The sequence below is a fragment of the Klebsiella sp. CN_Kp100 genome (assembly GCF_040065315.1).
In the GTDB taxonomy this organism is placed as follows: Bacteria; Pseudomonadota; Gammaproteobacteria; order Enterobacterales; family Enterobacteriaceae; genus Klebsiella; species Klebsiella oxytoca.
Map to the genome: position 1 here is coordinate 116,776 of NZ_JBEAIJ010000036.1, position 23,869 is coordinate 140,644.

Annotated in this window: 21 protein-coding genes and 1 riboswitch; of the genes, 11 read left to right on the plus strand and 10 right to left on the minus strand. The window is 54.2% G+C overall.

Annotated features, from left to right (window positions below):
* Nucleotides 1–65 precede the first annotated feature (65 nt).
* The 3 genes from dinF to ABLV12_RS13610 all read right to left on the minus strand — a co-directional run bounded on the left by dinF (nt 66) and on the right by ABLV12_RS13610 (nt 2,551).
* A complete protein-coding gene (dinF, locus tag ABLV12_RS13600) occupies nt 66–1,382 on the minus strand; it encodes an MATE family efflux transporter DinF (RefSeq protein WP_348867104.1) in 1,317 nt (438 codons plus the stop codon).
* Between the two features lie 69 nt (nt 1,383–1,451).
* On the minus strand, nt 1,452–2,060 hold the full coding sequence (lexA, locus tag ABLV12_RS13605) for a transcriptional repressor LexA (RefSeq protein WP_004109543.1): 609 nt from the start codon (nt 2,058–2,060) through the stop codon (nt 1,452–1,454).
* Between the two features lie 122 nt (nt 2,061–2,182).
* Nucleotides 2,183–2,551, minus strand: coding sequence for a diacylglycerol kinase (locus tag ABLV12_RS13610; protein ID WP_004109553.1), 369 nt, complete (start codon nt 2,549–2,551; stop codon nt 2,183–2,185).
* A gap of 129 nt (nt 2,552–2,680) precedes the next feature.
* Here ABLV12_RS13610 and plsB point away from each other — a divergent pair, with 129 nt between their 5' ends.
* Nucleotides 2,681–5,110, plus strand: a complete 2,430-nt coding sequence (plsB, locus tag ABLV12_RS13615; protein WP_004117225.1) for a glycerol-3-phosphate 1-O-acyltransferase PlsB — start codon at nt 2,681–2,683, stop codon at nt 5,108–5,110.
* Nucleotides 5,111–5,202: 92 nt separating this feature from the next.
* On the opposite strand, the gene ubiA is transcribed toward plsB, so the two are convergent.
* The 5 genes from ubiA to malK form a co-directional block, all read right to left on the minus strand.
* The gene (ubiA, locus tag ABLV12_RS13620) at nt 5,203–6,072 is read right to left on the minus strand and encodes a 4-hydroxybenzoate octaprenyltransferase (protein ID WP_004109559.1); all 870 of its coding nucleotides are present in this window, start codon (nt 6,070–6,072) and stop codon (nt 5,203–5,205) included.
* Between the two features lie 12 nt (nt 6,073–6,084).
* On the minus strand, nt 6,085–6,582 hold the full coding sequence (gene ubiC, locus ABLV12_RS13625; RefSeq protein ID WP_004109561.1) for a chorismate lyase: 498 nt from the start codon (nt 6,580–6,582) through the stop codon (nt 6,085–6,087).
* A gap of 188 nt (nt 6,583–6,770) precedes the next feature.
* On the minus strand, nt 6,771–7,703 hold the full coding sequence (malM, locus tag ABLV12_RS13630) for a maltose operon protein MalM (protein WP_004109563.1): 933 nt from the start codon (nt 7,701–7,703) through the stop codon (nt 6,771–6,773).
* Nucleotides 7,704–7,810: 107 nt separating this feature from the next.
* Nucleotides 7,811–9,097: a maltoporin gene (locus ABLV12_RS13635; protein WP_004109566.1), complete on the minus strand. Its 1,287-nt coding sequence runs from the start codon at nt 9,095–9,097 to the stop codon at nt 7,811–7,813.
* Between the two features lie 98 nt (nt 9,098–9,195).
* Nucleotides 9,196–10,305 carry a maltose/maltodextrin ABC transporter ATP-binding protein MalK gene (gene malK, locus ABLV12_RS13640; protein WP_004097762.1) on the minus strand — a complete coding sequence of 370 codons (1,110 nt, stop codon included), beginning with the start codon at nt 10,303–10,305 and terminating at the stop codon, nt 9,196–9,198.
* Between the two features lie 370 nt (nt 10,306–10,675).
* On the opposite strand from malK, the gene malE reads away from it, so the two are divergent.
* The 4 genes from malE to xylE all read left to right on the plus strand — a co-directional run bounded on the left by malE (nt 10,676) and on the right by xylE (nt 16,831).
* On the plus strand, nt 10,676–11,866 hold the full coding sequence (malE, locus tag ABLV12_RS13645) for a maltose/maltodextrin ABC transporter substrate-binding protein MalE (protein ID WP_004109568.1): 1,191 nt from the start codon (nt 10,676–10,678) through the stop codon (nt 11,864–11,866).
* Nucleotides 11,867–12,052: 186 nt separating this feature from the next.
* Entirely contained in the window at nt 12,053–13,597 is a 1,545-nt protein-coding gene (gene malF / locus ABLV12_RS13650) for a maltose ABC transporter permease MalF (protein WP_004109570.1), read from the plus strand.
* A gap of 156 nt (nt 13,598–13,753) precedes the next feature.
* Nucleotides 13,754–14,644, plus strand: a complete 891-nt coding sequence (malG, locus tag ABLV12_RS13655) for a maltose ABC transporter permease MalG (RefSeq protein ID WP_004109572.1) — start codon at nt 13,754–13,756, stop codon at nt 14,642–14,644.
* Nucleotides 14,645–15,355: 711 nt separating this feature from the next.
* Complete coding sequence (gene xylE / locus ABLV12_RS13660; protein WP_348867105.1) at nt 15,356–16,831, plus strand: D-xylose transporter XylE; 1,476 nt, start codon at nt 15,356–15,358, stop codon at nt 16,829–16,831.
* Nucleotides 16,832–16,872: 41 nt separating this feature from the next.
* Here xylE and psiE read toward each other — a convergent pair whose 3' ends face one another.
* Nucleotides 16,873–17,283 (minus strand): phosphate-starvation-inducible protein PsiE, encoded by a 411-nt coding sequence (psiE, locus tag ABLV12_RS13665; RefSeq protein WP_004097754.1) that lies wholly within the window; start codon nt 17,281–17,283, stop codon nt 16,873–16,875.
* 377 nt (nt 17,284–17,660) lie between these two features.
* Here psiE and ABLV12_RS13670 point away from each other — a divergent pair, with 377 nt between their 5' ends.
* The 6 genes from ABLV12_RS13670 (at nt 17,661) to ABLV12_RS13695 (ending at nt 21,540) form a co-directional block, all read left to right on the plus strand.
* The gene (locus ABLV12_RS13670) at nt 17,661–18,938 is read left to right on the plus strand and encodes an L-serine ammonia-lyase, iron-sulfur-dependent, subunit alpha (protein WP_348867107.1); all 1,278 of its coding nucleotides are present in this window, start codon (nt 17,661–17,663) and stop codon (nt 18,936–18,938) included.
* 65 nt (nt 18,939–19,003) lie between these two features.
* Nucleotides 19,004–19,741 carry an AzlC family ABC transporter permease gene (locus ABLV12_RS13675; RefSeq protein WP_004109581.1) on the plus strand — a complete coding sequence of 246 codons (738 nt, stop codon included), beginning with the start codon at nt 19,004–19,006 and terminating at the stop codon, nt 19,739–19,741.
* The gene (locus tag ABLV12_RS13680; RefSeq protein WP_004109584.1) at nt 19,734–20,054 is read left to right on the plus strand and encodes an AzlD domain-containing protein; all 321 of its coding nucleotides are present in this window, start codon (nt 19,734–19,736) and stop codon (nt 20,052–20,054) included. The genes ABLV12_RS13675 and ABLV12_RS13680 overlap by 8 nt, the downstream gene beginning before the upstream one ends.
* A gap of 25 nt (nt 20,055–20,079) precedes the next feature.
* Complete coding sequence (locus tag ABLV12_RS13685) at nt 20,080–20,457, plus strand: Rid family detoxifying hydrolase (RefSeq protein ID WP_004109587.1); 378 nt, start codon at nt 20,080–20,082, stop codon at nt 20,455–20,457.
* A gap of 109 nt (nt 20,458–20,566) precedes the next feature.
* The gene (locus tag ABLV12_RS13690; protein ID WP_004109593.1) at nt 20,567–21,076 is read left to right on the plus strand and encodes a GNAT family N-acetyltransferase; all 510 of its coding nucleotides are present in this window, start codon (nt 20,567–20,569) and stop codon (nt 21,074–21,076) included.
* Between the two features lie 8 nt (nt 21,077–21,084).
* On the plus strand, nt 21,085–21,540 hold the full coding sequence (locus tag ABLV12_RS13695; RefSeq protein WP_004117209.1) for an acyltransferase: 456 nt from the start codon (nt 21,085–21,087) through the stop codon (nt 21,538–21,540).
* Between the two features lie 43 nt (nt 21,541–21,583).
* Here the strand turns inward: ABLV12_RS13695 and pgi are convergent, their stop codons facing one another.
* Nucleotides 21,584–23,233 carry a glucose-6-phosphate isomerase gene (pgi, locus tag ABLV12_RS13700; RefSeq protein WP_004097737.1) on the minus strand — a complete coding sequence of 550 codons (1,650 nt, stop codon included), beginning with the start codon at nt 23,231–23,233 and terminating at the stop codon, nt 21,584–21,586.
* Between the two features lie 352 nt (nt 23,234–23,585).
* Nucleotides 23,586–23,819: riboswitch (Lysine riboswitch) on the plus strand.
* Nucleotides 23,820–23,869: the final 50 nt, after the last annotated feature.

Genomic DNA, 23,869 nt, shown 5'->3' on the forward strand with positions numbered 1-23,869 from the left:
ATAGATGAGTATTCTGAGTAAGATTTATTATTCGGAATCTTTAACCATCAGATGTACTAAATGCACTACGAAAACCAGGTTCCGCGCCGCCAGTGCCGCCGCCAGATCGCTGCCAGGGAAGCGCCGCGCAGAGCGAGAAAGACCGTCAGCGCCAGCCACAGTCCATGGTTACCGAGCGTGAGTACCGTCAACAGCGTCAGGGCAAACCCCGCCGCCGCCGCCGCCATGCTGTTACGCATCTCCGCACCGCGCGTCGCACCGATAAACATGCCGTCCAGCAGGTAGCACCAGACGCCAATGACCGGCAGAATCATCTGCCAGACCAGATAGCGGTCGGCCAGCTGCTGCAGGGAAGGCAGCGAGGTCAGCAACGCAATAATCTGTTCGCCGGCAAGTCCGTAAATCAGCGCAAACGCCAGCGCCACTATCCCTGACTGGCGGCAAGCCGCATGCCAGACAGCCAGCAGCCGTCTATCGTCACGCGCGCCGTAGGCCTGCCCGGAGTGCGCCTCAACGGCGTAGGCAAAACCGTCCAACGCGTAGGCGGTAAAGGTCAGCATCGTCATGAGAACCGCATTGACCGCGACGACATCGGCGCCGAGGCGAGCGCCAAATACCGTTACCGCACCGAAGCAAAGCTGTAGCAGCAGCGAACGCAGCATGATGTCGCGATTCAGCGCCAGCAGGCGACGTATATCGCCGCGCCAGGCGTTTTTTAGCATTAACAGGGAAACGCCGCGCAGCGCCAGCACGCGCCTTGCCATCAGCAGGCCGATAAAGAAAGTGGCGTATTCTGCCGTGACCGTTGCCAGCGCCGCCCCCTGCACGTTCATATGCAGACCCATCACCAGCCATACATCGAGCACAATGTTAAGAACATTGCCGACCACCAGCAGGATCACCGGCGCTCTGGCGTACTGCACGCCCAGCAGCCAGCCCAGCAGGACCAGGTTCGCCAGCGATGCCGGCGCGCTTAGCCAGCGGATCTCAAGGAAGCGTCTGGCCTGTTCGAGCACGGCTTCGCTGCCGCCGACGATGTGCAGCGCCAGGTCGATCAACGGCATCCGCAAGAGCACAATGGCCGCCCCGGCGGCCAGCGCCAGGCACAGCGGCTGCACCAGCGCACGCGCCAGACGCTGCGGATCTTTAGCGCCGTACGCCTGGGCCGTCAGCCCAGTGGTACTCATTCGCAGGAACAACAGCAGCATAAAGAGGAAGCTGGTTGCCGTTGCGCCAACCGCCACGCCCCCCAGATAAACCGGGCTATCGAGATGACCAATAACGGCGGTGTCCACCAGTCCGAGCAGCGGAACGGTGATATTGGAGAAGATCATGGGCAGCGCTAAGCGCCACAGGGCTTTGTCGGCGGCGTTAAAAAACATGGAGAGAGTGCCAAAAAGAGGAAAAACGACGCAGCATCATGCATCAGATGATGCCGCGAGAGGAAGAGTTTACTGCCAGTTGCCGTTGCGAATAACGCCGACGGCCAGGCCTTCAATGGTGAAACTTTGTTGACGAAGATCCACCACGATTGGCGAAAATTCGCTGTTTTCCGGCAGCAGTTCGACGACGTTACCCTGCTTTTTCAGGCGCTTTACGGTTACTTCTTCGTCAATACGCGCCACAACTACCTGGCCGTTACGCACATCCTGAGTTTTATGGACTGCCAGCAGGTCGCCATCAAGAATGCCGATGTCTTTCATCGACATACCGCTGACGCGCAGCAGAAAATCGGCATTCGGTTTAAACATGGCCGGATCGACCTGATAGTGGCCTTCAATATGCTGCTGGGCCAGCAGCGGTTCCCCTGCTGCTACGCGGCCAATAAGCGGCAGGCCCGTTTCTTCTTCCGTCAGCAGACGAATACCGCGGGAGGCGCCGGAAACGATTTCGATTGCGCCTTTACGCGCCAGCGCTTTCAGGTGCTCTTCCGCCGCGTTTGGGGAACGGAACCCCAAGCGCTGAGCAATCTCCGCACGCGTCGGCGGCATGCCCGTCTGGCTGATATGATCCCGAATGAGATCAAACACCTCTTGCTGCCTGGTCGTTAACGCTTTCATTCCGCCCCCTGGGTGTATATACAGTTATGCTGTGAGTATATACAGCTAACGGTGATTTTGGAACCACATTTCACACAAAAATCAGGAGTTTCTTTTCGTTTTGCGAGCCGCTACGACAGGAGTTAGCGGTAATTTGCCCATAAAAGGGTTCCCCAGGTGATCAGCGCGATGACAATCGCCAGCAAAACCGCCGCAGAGCCCATGTCTTTCGCGCGCCCGGAAAGCTCATGATGCTCAGGGCCGATACGGTCCACGACCGCTTCAATCGCGCTGTTGATAATTTCAACTATCATCACTATCAGGACCGAGCCAATTAACAGCACCCGGGTAATGGCATCGACGTCTAACCAGCAGGCAATCACCACGGCAATGATGGCCGCGATGCCTTCCTGACGAAATGCGGCCTCGTTGACCCATGCCGCCCGGAATCCTTTCCAGGAATACCCTGCCGCTTTAATAATTCGGGTTAACCCAGTGGTATTATTGGCCATCAAACAAACCTTTTTATGTAAATGACGTCAATGAGTGTACGCGTTTGCCGCGTTACAACGGAAATTTTGCGCACTTTCTGTTATTCTTGCGGCGCATTTGCATGATTAACCAGAGGCTTCACATCGTCTATGTCTGGCTGGCAACGAATTTACTATAAATTACTGAATTTACCATTAAGGGCGCTGGTAAAAAGCAAGTCGATTCCGGCACAACCTGCTCAGGAGTTAGGCCTGGATACCTCGCGGCCCATTATGTACGTCCTGCCCTACAATTCGAAGGCGGACCTGCTGACGCTGCGCGCGCAATGTCTGGAGCATGAGTTACCGGACCCGCTGGAGCCGCTGGAGATCGACGGCGCCCTGCTTCCGCGCTACGTATTTATCCACGGCGGACCGCGCGTATTCACCTATTACACGCCGAAAGAAGAGTCTATCAAGCTCTTTCACGACTATCTGGATTTGCACCGTAATCATCCCGATCTTGATGTGCAAATGGTGCCGGTTTCAGTGATGTTCGGTCGCGCGCCGGGGCGTGAAAAAGGCGAGGTTAACCCGCCTCTGCGCATGCTCAACGGCATTCAGAAATTCTTCGCCGTTCTGTGGCTGGGCCGCGACAGCTTTGTGCGTTTCTCGCCTTCGGTCTCGCTGCGTAAAATGGCGGACGAACACGGCACCGATAAAACTATCGCTCAGAAGCTGGCCCGCGTGGCGCGTATGCACTTCGCCCGTCAGCGTCTGGCGGCGGTCGGTCCGCGCCTGCCTGCGCGCCAGGATCTGTTCAATAAACTGCTGGCGTCGAAAGCCATTGCCCGTGCGGTAGAAGACGAAGCGCGCAGCAAGAAAATTTCTCATGAAAAGGCGCAGCAAAACGCTATCGCCCTGATGGAAGAGATCGCCGCGAACTTCTCCTACGAGATGATTCGCCTGACAGACCGCGTGCTGGGCTTTACCTGGAACCGTCTGTATCAGGGCATTAACGTGCATAACGCCGAGCGCGTGCGCCAGCTGGCGCACGAAGGCCACGAGATCGTTTATGTCCCGTGCCACCGCAGCCATATGGATTATCTGCTGCTCTCGTACGTGATTTATCATCAGGGCCTGGTTCCGCCGCATATCGCCGCCGGTATCAACCTGAACTTCTGGCCTGCCGGGCCGATTTTCCGTCGCGGCGGCGCTTTCTTCATTCGCCGTACGTTCAAAGGCAATAAGCTCTATTCGACGGTATTCCGCGAATACCTCGGCGAGCTGTTCAGCCGCGGCTACTCCGTCGAATACTTCGTTGAGGGCGGCCGCTCTCGTACCGGACGCCTGCTGGATCCGAAAACCGGTACCCTGTCGATGACCATTCAGGCGATGCTGCGCGGCGGTAATCGTCCCATCACCCTGGTGCCAATCTACATCGGCTACGAGCACGTGATGGAGGTTGGTACCTACGCTAAAGAGCTGCGCGGAGCGACAAAAGAGAAAGAGAACCTGCCGCAGATGCTGCGCGGCTTAAGCAAGCTGCGTAATCTCGGCCAGGGCTACGTTAACTTCGGCGAACCGCTGCCGCTGATGGCCTACCTGAATCAACATGTGCCGGACTGGCGCGAGTCGATCGATCCTATCGAAGCCGTTCGCCCCTCCTGGCTGACGCCGACGGTAAATAACATCGCCTCAGACCTGATGGTACGCATTAACAATGCCGGTGCGGCCAACGCCATGAACCTGTGCTGTACGGCGCTGCTGGCATCGCGTCAGCGTTCCCTGACCCGCGAGCAGCTTACCGAACAGCTGGAGTGCTACCTCGCCCTGCTGCGCAACGTGCCGTACTCTGCGGACGCGACCACGCCTACGGCGTCTGCCAGCGAGCTTATCGACCACGCGCTGCAGATGAACAAGTTCGAAGTCGAGAAAGACACGATCGGCGATATCATCATTCTGCCGCGCGAGCAGGCCGTCCTGATGACCTATTACCGCAACAACATCGCCCATATGCTGGTGATGCCGTCGCTGTTAGCCGCCATCGTCACTCAGCATCGTCGTATTACCCGCAGCGAAATATTGCGCCACGTCGAGATGTTCTATCCGTTCCTCAAGGCCGAGTTGTTCCTGCGCTGGGAAAAAGCGGAGCTGGCGGGCGTCGTCGATGCGCTGATTGCCGAGATGCAGCGTCAGGGGCTTATCGCCGTGAATGACGATGAGGTGAGCGTCAATCCGTCTCATGCCCGTTCCCTGCAGCTGCTGGCCGCAGGCGCGCGCGAAACGCTGCAGCGCTACGCCATCACCTTCTGGCTGCTGAGCGCCAACCCGTCAATCAACCGCAGTTCGCTGGAGAAAGAGAGCCGCACCGTGGCGCAGCGCCTGTCCGTTCTGCACGGTATCAATGCGCCGGAGTTCTTCGATAAGGCGGTATTCAGCACGCTGGTACTGACCCTGCGCGACGAAGGCTATATCAGCGATACCGGAGATGCCGAGCCGGAAGAGACGTTGAAGATCTACCGTATGCTGGCGGATCTGATTACTTCTGATGTGCGTTTGACGATTGAAAGCGTTACCCAGGATGAGCATAACGTTTAAAGCGATATCCCGGCTTGCGCCGGGCTACCAGACCCTGCGGTTTAGTAGCCCGGCTAAAGCTTTTACAGCGCCGCCGGGGAACCCCGCCACATTTACTGCATATACCCCATCGCCAGGCCGAGAAACAGTACCAGCCCCACGTAGTTATTATTCATAAACGCCTTAAAGCAGCTATCGCGTTCGCGTTTAAATATCAGCTTTTGCTGCCAGACAAACAGCGCCGCGGCAATAAACAACGACCAGTAATATTCCCAGCCCAGCCCGCTCAGCCAGCCTACTGCCGCCATCAGACCCAGTACCGCCACCTGTAAAATACCGATGATTAAGCGATCGTTGTCGCCAAACAGAATCGCCGTCGATTTGATACCGATTTTGACGTCATCATCACGATCGACCATCGCATACTGGGTATCGTAGGCCACCGCCCACAGGATGTTGGCGAGGAACATCAGCCAGCAGCTGAGCGGCAGCGATTCGCTTACCGCCGAAAAGGCCATCGGGATCGACCAGCCAAATGCCGCGCCCAGCACCACCTGCGGCAAGTGGGTGTAGCGTTTCATAAATGGATAGACCCATGCCAGCGCCAGCGCCGCTATCGACAGCAGAATGGTCATGGTGTTCAGGGTCAGCACCAGCAGGAAAGAAAGCAGCACCAGCACGACAAACAGCGTTCGCGCCTCCTTTTCGCTGACGTCGCCGCTCGGCAGCGGACGGCGGGCCGTCCGTTTAACGTGGCCGTCAAATTTACGATCGGCATAATCATTGACCACGCAGCCTGCGGCGCGCATTAACCAGACGCCGGCAACAAACACGGCGAGGATCCACAGCGGCGGTATCCCCGGCGTGGCCACCCACAGCGCCCACAGCGTCGGCCACAGCAGCAGCAGCGCGCCGATCGGTTTGTCAGTACGCATCAGGCGGTGAAACGCCAACAGCTTGTTCTGCGTCAGACTCCACTCCATTTCATTTTCCTCTTAATACAACGGCGATGCAGGCAAAAACAGCTCCGTCAGCAGCAGCGGTTTGCCGCTCAACCGGAGGCGGGAACGACGCCCCCAAAGCTCTGCATTACGACCAATTTCAATAAAATCGCGGGTTAGCGTCGATGACGTGAAGAGATAGCGGCCCAGCGGCGTTTGTCCCAGCTGTTGCAGCGCCAGTTCGGGGCCGCTCAGCGTCGACTCCGGCACGATAGTTCGGCCAGCAAGCCAGGGTTCGCCATTAGCGCAAAGGATAATTTCCCGCAGCCAGTAGCGGGATTCGACGGGTAACAGAGGCGCTTCATCTGCCAGCGCTTCGCGTCCAACAAAACCTTCGTTAACCATGATGACGCTGACTCGCTTCCCCTGTTGCTCAAAGCGTTTGGTCATTGAGTCTTCCAGCAATAGCCAGTCGCGCAGATGCGCGTCCAGCGGGGGCATTGCGGCAAAATAACGCAGCGCACGCAGTTGCGTAAGCGCAGGATGTGGCATGCCTGAATCTCCGGTACAAAACGTAAAGGTATTGTATCGCAGAATGGGGCATCGGGGGCGGGCAAACGTCAATATACGATCATCCGCGCAACAGCCCTGCAACAGAAGCTGCCGCGCGATAAAAAAAAGTGCGCCCTGACGGACGCACCTAAAGGCTGTGCCTAAACATCAGCATTGTGGGGAGACGGTCACCCCTTGCCTTTTACACTGCTGATAAAGGTGGAACGAGCAGATTTCGAGCCAAGACGTTCAGCTTCGTTCATCAATTTCAGAGCCTTGTCGATATCGCCTTTCGCAACCGCCTGCTTAATGCCGTTATTGAAGTAGGTTTCGGTATCATCAAGCATCGGTTCGGTTTTCGCCGCTGGAGCCGGGGCCGGGGCGGCGACCGGCGCGCTATAGGCAGGAGCAGCGGTATTACCGACGGTAACAGGCCCCGGACCAGACGAACCGAACAGCGGGCCAACCAGCACGCTGGAGCCGGTAGAGGTTTTTACCTTCAGGCTGATGGTACCGTCGGTGACGTGTTTCGCGATGGGATCCGGAATATCCGGCACCGCATTGCCGGTGCCTTTGGCGTATGCCTTCGCCGGATCGATTAATTTAGTGGTCTGCTGTAAATCCTGCGGCGTGGTAAAGACCAGCACATAAATTTTCTGCTGTCCCAGCGCCGGAGTCAGGCGCATTACGCCCTCCAGACGATCTGAGCTCATCACGCCCGGTTCAAGATAAGTAAAGTAGCTGCTGGGGAAGAATGCAGATGGCGTCATATTCTGATCAAGAATCAGCACGTTCGGTGCATATACCGCAGCTTGTTTTTCCACTTCGCTGGTTAACGTAATATTGAGCTCGCCAATATTCGCCGGAACGCTGTATGCGGCGACCGGACCACTGATTCCGGGGACATTGAGCGTCTGCCCGGCCACGGCGAGCTTTGTGGTTTGCGTTTTGGATTGATCGACCGGCGTCCAGGTGAGCTGCTGCAACGCGGAGGCCGGAATCGACGGCGCGGCAGAGGTGTTCTGCGGCACGAAATTAACATCAGCAAAACTGACTGCAGGTACGCAGGCCATCAGGCCGACGGACAGGCAGAGGGCAACGAGACTTTTCTTCATTTTCATTGTTATCACCTCAATTCCGATGGCCGAGCGGTAGCCAGGCAATAGCGCGCTGGGCCTAAGATAGAGGGGCTTGCGCCCCTCTTTTAGTTACGAACGGTCAGGCTCGATTACCACCAGATTTCCATCTGGGCACCGAAGGTCCACTCGTCGCTATCGCCACGGCTAAAGGTTTTAGCACTGGTGTCGTTATACGCTACGCCGCTATCGTTATAGCCCCATTTCTCATCCCATTTGGCGTACGTTGCGAATACGCGGATTGCCGGACGGGACCAGATGCTGTCACCAGCCTGCCACTGCTGGGCCAGGGTCACTTTATACTGGCTGTTACGATCGCTGGTGCGTTGAGATTTGACGTTGTCGTAGCCGATTTCCATCAGGGTGCTCATGATAGGCGTCCACTTGTACATTGGACGAACGCCGACGGTCCACCACTGGGTACCATTGTTGTTGTCTCGGTCGATATCCTGGTACATACCGACGTACATCAGATCCCAGCTATCGCCGAGAGAGATCGCACCGTGGTCCAGCACGCGCCACATAGATCCATCGTTATTAATGCTGCCACCCTGCGGAACACCTTTACCGCTGGAGGTCATAGAGTCAGTTGCATACTGCAGAACAAATTTGTTAAAGCCTTTCAGCATGCTCTGAGTATGCTCAGCGGTAAGCATCCAGCCGTCTTTGGAAGCGCCCGGCTGCAGAGAATAATCATCAGGGATGTTAGTGTGGCCGTAGTCAACGCCCAGCTCCAGCGTGCCGCCTGGGTTAGTTTCCAGACCGGCTAAACGCACGTCGAATACATCGTTCGGCACGATATTGTCGTAAACGCGATTACCGAACTGGTCGCGATCGGCGAAGGTACCGGAGCCGCCGGATTCAGAAGAACGCGTTGCTGCCAGAGAGAGTTTACCGAAGCCCAGATCGATGTTTTCAATACCCGCACCAGGACCAGAAATATCCCAGTAGTAGAAGTCGATCATATGAACGTCATGACGCTGGTAGAAGCGCTTACCGGCCCAGATGGTGGAACCTGGCAACCATTCGATCAGGTTTTTACCCTGCACGTTAGCTTCACGGAATGCCGGACTGGTAGATTCCCAGTCGTTCTGCTGCGACACAGAGTAGGCGACGTTAGTATCGAAGTAGAAGCTCTTATCACCTTCTTTCCAGACTTCCTGGCCCAGTTTCAGTTCCGCATAGGTTTCACATTCGTTACCAAGACGGTATTTGCTTTGAGCACCGGTTGCCTGGAAGCACTGTTGCTCACCGCCGCTGCCGGTCCAGCCGATACCAGAACGAGCATAGCCGTGGAAATCAACGGCCAGCGCCTGAGCAGACATAACGCCTGCCGCAACGGCGACCGCCAGTGGAAGTTTGCGCAGAGTAATCATCATTCTATCTCCTGAGATCATTGCTTTTCTTTGAACGCTTCGCCTGTTGTTGCGCCTGTTTATCGACGCTGCAGGGTGCACGTTTTTTTTAATGGGAAGCCTTACACGCCCGGCTCTTTATGCAGCCGACGACAAGCGGTGCCATCCTCACGGAATAAATGGCAACGCTCCGGCGGCAAACCGATGGCGAATGTGGCTCCCTCTTCTACCAGCACCACGTCGTTCTGGCGGTAAACCAGGTTCTGACGGATGGATGGGATCTGAATATGAATTTGCGTTTCGTGGCCGAGCTGTTCGACCACCTGGACTTCACCTTCGAGGGTGACGTCGGCAATATCGCTGGGCAGCAGATGCTCCGGACGGATACCTAAAGACATGTTGGCGCCAACCTGAACGCGGGCGCTGTCCACCGGCAGCCAGACCTGCTGGCGGTTCGGCAGCTCCACCTGCACCTGCTCAATGGCGGTAGCGGTGACTTTAACCGGCAGGAAGTTCATCTTCGGCGAGCCAATAAAGCCCGCGACGAAACGATCCGCCGGGTAGTGATAGAGTTCGAGAGGCTTCCCGACCTGCGCGACGCGACCGGCGTCCAGCACCACAATCTTGTCGGCCAGCGTCATCGCTTCGACCTGGTCGTGGGTCACGTAAATCATCGTGCGGCCAAGGCGTTTATGCAGACGGGATATTTCAATACGCATCTGTACGCGCAGCGCGGCGTCAAGGTTTGAGAGCGGTTCATCCAGCAGGAAAACGCGCGGTTCAGCCACCAGGGTACGACCAATCGCCACGCGCTGGCGCTGGCCGCCAGAAAGCGCTTTCGGTTTACGTTCCAGCAGATGGGCAAGCTGCAGAACTTCCGCCACCTGGGTCACGCGCTGGTTGATCAGTTCTTTTTTGGCGCCGGCCAGCTTAAGGCCGAAAGACATGTTTTCCGCGACGGAAAGGTGGGGGTAAAGCGCATAAGATTGAAACACCATCCCGATACCGCGCTCGGCGGGCGGAACATCATTCATTCGGGTATCGCCAATCAGCAGATCGCCGCTGGTCACCGTTTCCAGCCCGGCAATCATACGCAGCAGGGTGGATTTGCCGCAGCCTGATGGCCCAACAAACACGACGAACTCCCCATCCTGGATTTCGAGATTAATATCTTTCGATACCACCACGTCACCCCAGGCTTTCGTTACATTTCGCAGCTGTACGCTCGCCATGCCCTTCTCCCTTCGTTACAACCTGTCACTTAACGACACATTCAAGATGGGCTGACTATGCGGCATTCATAAGTGGGGTAAATCCTCCACCCCCCGGCTTTTTTATGGGGGAGGAGGCGGGAGGATGAGAGATGACGTCTGGCCGCCGGGGGGGACGGGCGGATGCCGATTTCGTGATGTCGCCTGCAAAATTAGCCGCCTTTTTATGTGCGCCAGGACTCATAACCGGCATTTCTGCAATGGAGATCACACAAACGGAGGATGGGGCGTAGACATGGGGAGGATGGAAAGAGGTTGTTAAAAAAGGAAACTCATCATCGTTAAGCCACTCAAGTGTATCCACGAGCACATCACCAAATAGGACGGGTATATGAAAATCAAAACTGGCGCTCGCATCCTCGCGCTGTCTGCATTGACCACGATGATGTTTTCCGCCTCTGCCCTCGCAAAAATTGAAGAAGGTAAGCTGGTTATCTGGATTAACGGCGACAAAGGCTACAACGGCCTCGCTGAAGTGGGTAAAAAGTTTGAGAAAGACACCGGCATCAAAGTCTCCGTAGAACATCCGGACAAGCTGGAAGAGAAGTTCCCGCAGGTTGCCGCGACCGGCGACGGCCCCGACATCATTTTCTGGGCTCACGACCGCTTCGGCGGCTACGCACAATCCGGTCTGCTGGCGGAAATCACCCCGGATAAAGCTTTCCAGGACAAACTCTATCCGTTCACCTGGGATGCGGTTCGCTACAACGGCAAGCTGATTGCCTACCCGGTTGCCGTTGAAGCGCTGTCGCTGATCTATAACAAAGACCTGGTAGCGAACCCGCCGAAAACCTGGGAAGAGATCCCGGCGCTGGATAAAGAACTGAAAGCGAAAGGTAAGAGCGCGCTGATGTTCAACCTGCAAGAACCGTACTTCACCTGGCCGCTGATTGCTGCCGACGGCGGTTACGCATTCAAGTTTGAAAACGGTAAGTACGACGTGAAAGACGTGGGCGTAGATAGCGCTGGCGCGAAAGCGGGCCTGACCTTCCTGGTCGACCTGATCAAGAACAAACATATGAACGCCGACACCGACTACTCCATCGCGGAAGCGGCCTTCAACAAAGGCGAAACTGCGATGACCATCAACGGTCCGTGGGCGTGGTCTAACATCGATAAGAGCAAGGTTAACTACGGCGTTACCCTGCTGCCAACCTTTAAAGGTAATGCGTCCAAGCCGTTCGTTGGCGTACTCAGCGCCGGTATTAACGCCGCCAGCCCGAACAAAGAACTGGCGAAAGAGTTCCTCGAAAACTATCTGATGACCGACCAGGGTCTGGATGAAGTTAACAAGGACAAACCGCTGGGCGCGGTTGCGCTGAAATCCTTCCAGGAAAAACTGGAAAAAGATCCGCGTATCGCCGCCACCATGGCTAACGCCCAGAAAGGTGAAATCATGCCGAACATCCCGCAGATGTCCGCCTTCTGGTATGCCGTTCGTACCGCAGTTATCAACGCCGCTAGCGGTCGCCAGACCGTCGATGCCGCCCTGAAAGACGCGCAGGCTCGTATCACCAAGTAATACGGTTTCCCTTATTCCTTAGGGAGTAAGGTTTGTTGAATACGTTGTTACACGAAATCTTTCGCGCTACATCGAGGCGGCAAGGATGCAAATCCCCAGGCGCTTACATCCGTAAGTGACTGGGATGCGTATCCGCAGCCAACAAAGAGGTAGCGCGAAGGATAAAGTGTAAAGAGGATGATCCCCATGGATGTCGTGAAAAAGAAACACTGGTGGCAAAGTCCGCAGCTCACATGGTCTGTGATCGGCTTGCTGTGCCTGCTGGTGGGTTACCTTGTTGTTTTGATGTACGCCCAGGGGGAGTACCTGTTTGCCATCATGACGCTGATTTTAAGCTCGGTTGGCCTGTATATTTTTTCCAATCGCAAGGCCTATGCCTGGCGCTATGTTTACCCGGGTCTCGCCGGGATGGGGCTGTTCGTCCTGTTCCCGCTGATCTGCACTATCGCTATCGCTTTCACCAACTACAGCAGTACTAACCAGCTTACCTTTGAACGCGCCCAACAGGTGCTGATGGACCGTTCCTTCCAGGCGGGTAAATCCTACAACTTCGCGCTTTATCCGGCGGGAGATGAGTGGAAGCTGGCGCTGACCGATGGCGAGAGCGGCAAAAACTATCTTTCCGACGCTTTTAAATTCGGCGGCGAACAGAAGCTGGCGTTAAAAGAGGCTGATGCCCTGCCGGAAGGCGAACGCGCCACCCTGCGCGTGATTACGCAAAACCGCACCGCCCTGAACCAGCTGACCGCCGTCCTGCCGGATGAGAGCAAAGTCATTATGAGCTCCCTGCGTCAGTTCTCCGGTACCCAGCCGCTGTACGCGCTGGCCAATGACGGTACGCTGACCAACAACCAGAGCGGCGTGAAATATCGGCCGAACGCCGAGGTCGGTTTCTATCAGGCGATTAACGCCGACGGCAGCTGGGGCAGCGAAAAGCTCAGCCCGGGCTACACCGTGACCATCGGCTGGGATAACTTCACCCGCGTGTTCCAGGATGAAGGTATCCAGAAACCGTTCTTCGCGATTTTCGTCTGGACGGTGGTCTTCTCTGTTCTGACCGTGATTCTCACCGTTGCGGTCGGCATGGTGCTCGCCTGTCTCGTCCAGTGGGAAGCCCTGAAAGGCAAAGCGATTTATCGCGTACTGCTGATTCTGCCTTATGCCGTACCATCGTTTATCTCAATTCTGATCTTCAAAGGGCTGTTCAACCAGAGCTTTGGTGAGATCAACATGATGCTCAGTGCGCTGTTCGGCATCAAGCCGGCCTGGTTTAGCGACCCGACTACCGCGCGCACCATGATTATCATCGTCAACACCTGGCTGGGCTATCCGTACATGATGATCCTGTGCATGGGCCTGCTGAAAGCGATTCCTGACGATTTATATGAAGCCTCGGCAATGGATGGCGCCACGCCGTTCCAGAACTTCTTCAAAATTACGCTGCCGCTGCTGATCAAGCCGCTGACGCCGCTGATGATCGCCAGCTTCGCCTTTAACTTTAACAACTTCGTGCTGATTCAGCTGTTGACCAACGGCGGGCCGGACCGGCTCGGCACCACCACGCCGGCGGGCTACACCGACCTTTTGGTGAGCTATACCTATCGCATCGCCTTTGAAGGCGGCGGCGGGCAGGACTTCGGCCTCGCGGCGGCTATCGCCACGCTGATCTTCCTGCTGGTAGGCGCCCTGGCGATTGTTAACCTGAAAGCCACACGTATGAAGTTCGATTAATTGGAATAACCAGGCGTCATTGGCGCGGGAAGTTTGAGCTCGGCCAGCGCGCAAGAACCGGAGCGTACACATAGTACGTGAGGATTCTGAGCACTGCCCGAGTTCAAAATGACAAGCAAAATAGCCTGGAGCGGTATCAAGGGGAGTAAAAATATTATGGCTATGGTTCAACCCAAATCTCAGAAGCTGCGTTTACTGACAACGCACCTCCTGCTGCTGATTTTTATCGCGGCGATTATGTTCCCGCTGCTGATGGTCATCGCTATCTCGCTGCGCGAAGGGAACTTCGCCACCGGTAGCCTGATTCCCGAAAGTATCTCCTGGGAGCACTGGCGGCTGGCGTTAGGCTTCAGCGTCGAACACGCTGACGGCCGCGTCACGCCGCCCCCCTTCCCGGTTCTCCTGTGGCTGTGGAACTCCATCAAGGTGGCCGGCATTACCGCCATTGGCATCGTCGCGCTCTCTACAACCTGCGCTTACGCTTTTGCCCGTATGCGCTTCCCGGGTAAAGCCACGCTGCTTAAAGGAATGCTGATTTTCCAGATGTTCCCCGCGGTTCTGTCGCTGGTCGCGCTGTATGCCCTGTTTGACCGTCTCGGCCAGTACGTACCGTTCGTTGGACTGAATACCCACGGCGGCGTGATCTTCGCCTATATGGGCGGTATCGCGCTGCACGTCTGGACAATCAAAGGCTACTTCGAAACCATCGACGGCTCGCTGGAAGAAGCGGCGGCGCTGGACGGCGCGACGCCATGGCAGGCTTTCCGCCTGGTGCTGCTCCCGCTATCGGTACCGATTCTAGCGGTGGTGTTTATTCTGTCGTTCATCGCCGCGATTACCGAAGTGCCGGTGGCCTCTCTGCTGCTGCGCGATGTGAACAGCTATACCCTTGCGGTCGGAATGCAACAGTATCTCAACCCGCAGAACTATCTGTGGGGCGACTTTGCCGCCGCGGCGGTGCTCTCCGCCATTCCGATTACCGTAGTGTTCCTGCTGGCCCAGCGCTGGTTGGTTAACGGCCTGACCGCAGGCGGAGTGAAAGGTTAATTTTCATCGTTAGATACTCTAATTAATTCGAGTTGTCGAAAGGCGACAAGCCCGATAATCCCCAGCAGCATAGATAACTATGTGACTGGGGTGAGCGGGTGCAGTCAACGCATCAGCAACTTGAAGTATGACGAGTATACCCGCCCCAAATTTCAGAGGAGGGATGACGGTTTCGCGGTAATGCACGACCCCAACCGGGCATTACCGCCGTCGCCCTCAGCTGAAAAAGTAAGGCAAATGCCACTGCTATCCTCAACTGGACCCTACATAAATTCTATTTGTGACTGTTGGTCAGCGGCCCTGGAGGCCGCTTTTTTTTATTCGCGTTTCAGGTACCCGACGTCTCGCAATGAAACTCCCCCTTGCGCGAAAGTCCAGAAGTTCGCAGGCAAAGTGCTGAGCGTTAGCCACCCGCAGCGCCTTGATGCAGCGGCGCCCACCCACCAACGTTTCTTCCGAAGAGAGATAATCCGCCACTCTTTTAAAGAAATTTATTATGTTATTTTGCATTTAGGTTACGATTATTTTCTTTTGCGCGATTCATCACTGCAATTTCATTTACCGCCGTTCTTTTAACAATTAAATAGAGTTGAGATCACATAAAGAATATAACGTAATTGCAATATTAAATTTGATAATTGCCATCCCCGGGTGATGAATACACCATCATTATTACCGATAAGAAGAAATGTGTATTTAAGGCTGGTCAGGATGAATACCCAATATAATTCAAGCTATATCTTTTCGATTACGTTAGTCGCCACGTTAGGAGGACTATTATTTGGCTACGATACCGCAGTCATCTCCGGTACGGTAGAATCCTTAAACACTGTTTTTGTGGCTCCGCAAAACCTGAGTGAATCTGCCGCCAACTCACTGCTGGGCTTCTGCGTTGCCAGCGCCTTGATTGGCTGCATCATTGGAGGAGCGCTTGGCGGCTATTGTAGTAACCGTTTTGGCCGCCGGGATTCGCTAAAAATTGCCGCGCTTCTGTTTTTAATCTCTGGTATCGGTTCGGCCTGGCCTGAATTAGGTTTCACTCCGATAAACCCTGACAACACGGTGCCAGTTTATTTAGCCGGATATGTACCAGAATTCGTTATTTACCGCATTATTGGAGGCATTGGCGTAGGTTTAGCATCAATGCTTTCACCGATGTATATTGCGGAACTGGCGCCGGCAAGCATACGAGGAAAACTGGTTTCCTTTAACCAGTTCGCGATTATTTTTGGGCAGCTATTGGTTTACTGTGTTAACTATTTCATTGCAAAATCAGGTGATGCTAACTGGCTGAATACCAATGGTTGGCGATATATGTTTGCCTCAGAATGCATTCCCGCACTGCTGTTTTTAGGGCTACTGTATACCGTACCGGAAAGTCCGCGCTGGCTGATGGCGCAGGGCAAACAGGAACAGGCGGAGGGTATTCTGCGCAAAATTATGGGCAGCAAGCTCGCCGTCCAGGCAATGCAGGAGATCAATCTGTCACTGGAAAATGGCCGTAAAACGGGCGGTCGTCTGCTGATGTTTGGCGCAGGCGTCATTACTATCGGCGTTATGCTGTCTATATTCCAGCAGTTTGTCGGCATCAACGTCGTGCTCTACTACGCTCCGGAAGTCTTCAAAACGCTGGGAGCCAGCACTGATGTCGCCCTGCTGCAGACCATTATCGTGGGCGTTATCAACCTGACTTTCACCGTTCTGGCCATCATGACGGTTGATAAATTTGGCCGCAAGCCGCTGCAAATTATTGGCGCGCTCGGGATGGCGCTTGGCATGTTCAGCCTTGGCACCGCCTTTTATACTCAAGCATCCGGTTTGGTGGCGCTGCTGTCGATGCTGCTTTACGTCGCCGCATTTGCCATGTCCTGGGGCCCGGTTTGCTGGGTGCTGCTGGCAGAAATCTTCCCTAACGCGATTCGCGGCAAAGCTCTCGCCATTGCGGTTGCCGCGCAGTGGCTGGCGAACTACTTTGTCTCCTGGACCTTCCCGATGATGGATAAAAACTCCTGGCAGGTTGCCCATTTTCACAACGGTTTTTCCTACTGGATTTACGGTTGTATGGGAATTCTGGCGGCGATGTTTATGTGGAAATTTGTGCCGGAAACGAAAGGCAAGACGCTGGAAGAACTCGAAGAGCTGTGGGCACCCGCAGAAGAGAAAACGCTTCAGGCCTCTATCAGATAATAACCACAGCACGCCGCTATCGGAAGCGGCGTGCTGTCTGTTTACTCGCGTTTCAGTCGGTTGGAGTTACACAGCCAGAGCGTAATCACCAGAATCAGGATCGCGGCGGAGTAAATCAGCACCGCCATGGGCGACTCATGATCGATGATAATCAGGCGTACGATGGCGGTGATGCCGATATAAACAAAGTAGCGTAGCGGGAAGTGAAATCCCGATTCAAAGTACTTCACAATCAGCGCGATAAACTCGAAATAGAGGAAGTAGACCACCAGCCCTTCCACCAGCTTGTACTTACTGACAGGTTCAGGGGTAAACAGGACGTGCGCCAGATGCAACGTCTCTTTACCGAGGAATACGATCAGAATGACCCCCAGGCACAGCAGGCCAAGATTCAAAACGGTTTGCATGGCGGTTGCAATAAAACTCACCAACGGACGATAAACCGGCGGCATAGACACCCCTTATAAGCATGATTTCCTGCGATCTGTATAACGCAAAAATGTGATCCAGATCTACATTTGTTATCCCCTTCTCCCCACTGCCCGCCTTGCTCGTATACGACGAAATACGTAAAAAGAGAAAATCTTACTTTCGTCATCGCTGTGAGGCGGTTAACTAAATCCCTTTTTATGTTCAAAAAACAGAATATAAATACTCGGTAAATCAGTTAATTAACCATAATAAGATCACAGTTTTACATTCTTTTAATAAGCGAAAATTTTTCTCTTTAATGCATAAATAACAGGGTTATTAGAGTAAGTTTTTCCTTCAGAATTATCTTAGGATACTCGCCAGTTAATAACGCACAATTAGCGGATTGATTTAAAATATGATTAATGAACGCGCATCCATTTTTATAAAATGGCTAAAACAAGAAGTGGCTCCGGCATTAGGTTGTACCGAACCCGTCGCTATTTCTTTTACTACCGCTTACGCTGCGAAACATTTAGATACGGCCTGTCAAAGTATTAACGGTTTTATTTCTGCGAATCTGTACAAAAACGCGACGGGCGTAACTATTCCAGGAACATCCGTTAGCGGTGTCGCGCTTGCCGCCGCCATTGGCGCTTTTGGCGGCGATGCCGATAAGGGTTTAAAAACGCTGGAGGGGATTACCCAGCAGCATGTCGAATTAGCGCAAAAGCTAATCGCCGATGGCCAGGTTAATATTCGCGTGGAAGATACTCCCGATTTTATCCATCTGGATCTGACCCTGGCCGGTGGCGAAAAGAGCTGCCGAGTGGTGGTTAAGGGCACGCATACCAATATCGTTGAACTTTATATTAATGGCGAAGCGCAGGCTTTAGATAATAAACAGAATACGGTAACGCAGCAGGAAGCGTTAGCAACCTTTTCGCTTGCCGAAGCGTTCAATTTTATAAGCGAAGTCGATTTTGCCGACATCGAATTTATTCTCGAAGCCGCCCGCCTCAATTCGGCGCTGGCAAATGAAGGCAAGAGCAAGAAATATGGTTTAAACATCAATGGTACCTTCTCTGATGCAGTAAAAAAGGGTCTGCTCAGCAACGACCTGCTCAGTAAAGTCATCATCAATACCGTCGCCGCATCCGACGCGCGGATGGGCGGCGCTCCCGTCGTCGCCATGTCAAACTTTGGTTCCGGTAACCAGGGTATCGCCGCTACCATGCCGGTAGTGACGGTCGCGGAGCATCTTAATGCCGATCAAGAGACGCTCGCACGGGCGCTCGCGCTCTCCCACCTGACCGCGATATCGATCCACTCCCGCTATACGCGTCTGTCCGCGCTATGCGCGGCGTCTACGGCAGCAATGGGAGCAGCTGCCGGGATGGCGTGGCTATTTACTCGCGATATGGAAACCATTAACACCGCGATTATTAATATGGTCAGTGATATTACCGGTATGATTTGTGACGGCGCTTCTAATAGCTGCGCGATGAAAGTTTCATCCGTCGTGTCCAGCGCATTTAAGGCTGTATTGATGGCCATGCAAAATAGCTGCGCAAGCTCTAATGATGGGATCGTTTGCGCTGACGTTGAGCAAACGATTAATAATCTCTGTCGTCTGGTTGTTAAGCCCATGGCCTATACCGACAAAGAAATTATCAACATCATGGTTGCTAAATAATCATTAACTAATCTTTCCACGTACCTTACATAAATAATTAATTTCTTAAATAACAGATATTGCTTATGAACAAAAAAGTTATCCTACGGGGCGCCAGCGCCATTCTTCCCTTGTGTATCGGCGACTTTCCCTTTTCATTTATCGTCGGCGCGCTAAGCGTGAGCGCCGGAATGAGCGTCTGGCAAAGTACGGTCTGGTCCACCATTGTTATTGCGGGTTCAGCACAAATGCTGGCGTTGAATATGCTCAAAACCGGGGCGAGCCTCGGGGTAATTATATTCACCACGCTGATTATTAATCTCCGTCATATACTTTACAGCGCATCAATTTCCAGTACCGTACGCGAGGCGTCCTTTTTTAAAAAATGCTTTATGGCCTATGCTCTGACCGATGAGGTGTACGCCACGACGGTGAAAGAGATGGAGGAGAATAAAAAGGATAAATATCTGTTCTACTCTTCAGCCATGCTGACATTTTGGTTCGCCTGGGTTTTAGCCGATTTCCTTGGCGCTCTGGTTGGCGCCTCATTTCCGCATATTGAAAAATACGGTCTGGACTTTGCGATGGTCGCCGCCTTTATCGCCATCGTCGTTCCGCAAATCAAGAGCCAGGCCTGTACCGTCGCCGCCATTGTGGCTGCCGTATCCGGCGTACTTTTGGTTGTGCTGCCCTATTCGTTAGGCATTGTCGTCGCATCCGTATTGGGCGTAATGGCGGGCCTGAGCGTCGATCTCGCCGAAGAGCGTAAACAAGCGCAGGCCGCCGCTAAACTCTCTCTCGAAGGAGCGCTGGAAAATGAGTAATAGCTTTTTTATCGCCCTGACGCTGGGTATGGCCGCCGTGACCTTTCTTATTCGCTTCTCGTTCATTGGTCTCGCCGGGAAAATCCAGATGTCGAACCGGGTCAGCAAAACGCTGCGCTTTGTGCCGGTGACTGTTCTGCCAGCCATCATCACGATTCAGATCCTGAGCGTGAACTCCAGCATGGAGTTTGATTTAAAAAACCCGAAAGTCATCGCCGCGATTATCTGCACGCTTGCCAGCTTCCGACTGGGGCTGGTCTGGGTCGTCGTCAGCGGCGTTGGTTCACTGGTTTTACTTAACTATTTCATGTAACCACTTATCAAGAGGAATCAACAGAATGATTATTTCCACCGCGTCCGCGCCTGCCGCCATCGGTCCGTATGTTCAGGGGGTAAACCTGGGTACCATGACGATGACCTCAGGGCAGCTCCCGGTTAATGCGCAAGATGGCACCATGTCTGACGACATCGCTGTGCAAACGCGCCAGTCGCTGGAAAACGTTAAGGCTATCGTGGAAGCGGCGGGCTTGCAGGTGAAAAATATTGTTAAGACGATGGTTTTCGTCAAGGATCTGAACGATTTTGCTACCATCAACGCGGTCTATGAAGCGTTCTTCGTTGAACACAACGCGGCGTTTCCAGCCCGCTCCTGCGTTGAGGTCGCCAGACTGCCTAAAGATGCGGGTATTGAAATCGAGGCCATCGCCGTCGCCTGATCCCCAGCCGGAGGCTCACCTCCGGCATCTTCTCCTCCCCCACTTTTGAGGTTTACCCGCAGCGAACTTTACGGGCAAAATATCGCCACTTCTTTGCGAGGAACGCAGAATGCTAAAGATTCGTCTTGCACGTCCGGAAGATGCGGCTTTACTCAACGATATGGCGAATGCCAGCTATCGTCATCACTTTACCCACCTCTGGCATAACGCCGATGAAATGGAGCGCTACCTGCAGCAAGAGTATGCCGTGGCCTCACTGGAGCGCAGCCTGGCCGATACGCAGTGCTGCTGGTTAATTGCTGAGGCAGAGGAGCCAATCGGCTTTGCTAAATACGCCTGCCGCCAGGACATCAACCCCGAAGGTCCAACCGGTACGCTATTGCATAAGCTCTATCTGTTACCTGCAACAACGGGCCATCGCTATGGCGAGCAGCTTTTTCACGCCGTCGAGAAGCGAGCAAAAGTTGCCGGTGAACGCTGGCTCTGGCTGGAGGTGCTCGCCGCGAATACCCGCGCCCGCCGTTTTTATGAACGTCAGGGAATGCAGCACGTAAAAGATGTCATCTTTCATTCTGCGACCCAGCAAAGCACATTACACATTTTGGCTAAACCGATCTGAGAGGCAGCATGCATACCCTTCGTGAAACCGCCATTCGCAACGTCGCCTGCGGCGAAAACGTGGTGATTTACCAGCCCGCCAACCTCTATGACTGCACGCTAGGCGATAACGTCTTCGTCGGCCCCTTCGTTGAAATCCAGGGCCATACCCGCGTTGGCAGCGACAGCAAAATTCAGTCCCATACCTTTATCTGCGAGTACGTGACCATCGGCGAACGCTGTTTTATCGGCCACGGCGTAATGTTCGCTAACGATATGTTCCGCGACGGCAAGCCCAACGCCGACCGCGAAAGCTGGGGAAGAATCGTCATTGGCAACGATGTGTCTATCGGCAGCGGCGCAACCATTCTGGCGGTCAGCATTTGCGATGGCGTCGTGATTGGCGCGGGCAGCGTGGTGACAAAATCCATTACAGAGAAAGGCGTGTGGGCAGGAAACCCTGCAAAACTGCTGCGGCGGCTATAAAAAATGCCGGCCACCTGGGCCGGCATTGACAACGTTTTAGCGATTATGCGCGCCAGGATTTATAGCGGTTAATCAGGCCGTTAGTGGAGCTGTCGTGGCTGCTGACTTCAGAACCATCCTTCAGCTCCGGCAGGATGCGGTTCGCCAGCTGTTTGCCCAGCTCAACGCCCCACTGGTCGAAGGTGAAGATGTTCATAATCACGCCCTGGGTGAAAATCTTATGTTCATACAGGGCAATCAGCGCGCCCAGACTGAACGGCGTGATTTCACGCAGCAGGATGGAGTTAGTCGGGCGGTTGCCTTCAAACACTTTGAACGGCACCACGTGTTCCAGCGTCGCGGGATCTTTACCCTGATCGCGATATTCCTGTTCAACCACTTCGCGGGATTTACCAAACGCCAGCGCTTCGGTCTGCGCAAAGAAGTTAGACAGCAGCTTCGGATGATGGTCAGACAGCGGGTTATGCGTAATCGCCGGAGCGATAAAATCGCACGGCACCATTTTGGTCCCCTGGTGAATCAGCTGATAGAACGCGTGCTGACCGTTGGTGCCCGGCTCGCCCCAGATGATCGGGCCCGTCTGGTAATCCACGGCGTTGCCGTTACGGTCAACGTATTTACCGTTGGATTCCATGTTGCCCTGCTGGAAGTAGGCGGCAAAGCGGTGCATATACTGGTCGTACGGCAGAATCGCTTCGGTTTCAGCGCCGAAGAAGTTGTTGTACCAGATACCGATCAGCGCCAGCAGCACCGGCAGGTTTTTCTCAGCCGGCGTGGTGGAGAAGTGTTTGTCCATCGCGTGCGCGCCGGAGAGCAGCTCGACGAAGTTGTCGAAGCCCACGGACAGGATGATGGACAGGCCGATAGCAGACCACAGAGAGTAACGACCGCCAACCCAGTCCCAGAACTCAAACATATTGGCGGTATCAATACCGAATTCACCTACCGCTTTACCGTTGGTGGAGAGCGCGGCGAAGTGTTTCGCTACGTGTTTCTCATCGCCAGCGGTCGCCAGGAACCAGTCGCGCGCGCTGTGGGCGTTGGTCATGGTTTCCTGGGTGGTAAAGGTTTTCGACGCCACCAGGAACAGCGTGGTTTCCGGGTTCACCGTTTTCAGCACTTCGGCGATATGGGTACCATCGACGTTAGAAACAAAGTGCATATTCAGGTGATTTTTGTACGGACGCAGCGCTTCGGTCACCATGAACGGGCCAAGATCGGAGCCGCCGATACCGATGTTCACGACGTCGGTAATCGCTTTACCGGTGTAGCCTTTCCAGCTACCGGAGATAATAGCTTCAGAGAAGGTTTTCATCTTCTCAAGCACGGCGTTCACTTCCGGCATCACATCTTTGCCATCAACCAGAATCGGAGTATTGCTGCGGTTACGCAGCGCAACGTGCAGCACCGCGCGATCTTCCGTGCGGTTAATCTTCTCGCCGGAGAACATGGATTTAATGGCGTCAGCCAGGAAGGTCTCTTTGGCCAGATCCTGCAGTTTGGCCAGCGTCTCTTCGGTGATGCGGTTTTTGGAAAAATCCACCAGCATCAGATCGTCGAACGTGGCGGAGAATTTAGAGAAACGGTCGCTATCTTTCGCGAACAGATCCGCGATGGTAACGTCTTTCATTTCATCAAAGTGTTTCTGTAATGCCTGCCAGGCAGAAGTCTGCGTTGGGTTGATGTTTTTCATTAGCAATACTCTTCTGATTTGAGAATTGTGACTGCGGTCGATTGTAGCGCCGGTGACGAAAAATTGTGATGATTTTTATGTTATGCCGATGATACGCGTCAGAAATTGGGGCAATTTGAGGCAAAACGTCCCTGATAGTATAGACATCATAAGGCTTTTTTCTGTCAGCGACCCGCGCATGAAAAATCCGCATAACCCTGACGTTGACATACTTCGCCTGAACCCTTTATATAACGGCAGTACCTACATATACGTAGGTAGGTATGGATCGCGCATTTCACGCTACAGCGAAAGGGTATTGCAGGGGGGTATAATGTCCCGCGTCCCCCTGGCAAAGTGAAAGACGTCGGTAATTGCCAGAAGAGGTGCGTTGCCCAGGTAACCGTATTGGAGGAGCCAGTCCGGGGAAAATACGTGAGGGGGAGCAACGCCGAGGTGAATAAGCGTCTGGTTACGCTCATCACCGGCCACAGGGGCTGAATCCCCTGGGTTGTCACCAGAAACGTTCGCAGTCGGGCGTTTCATACTCGCCATCTGATGCGCTGCATCGGCAAGCGGGTCTACAAGGTGGAGCACTTCTGGGTGACATCGTAGTTTGTTTATCGCTCTGCGCCCACCCTGTTTTTCGCTCTTCCC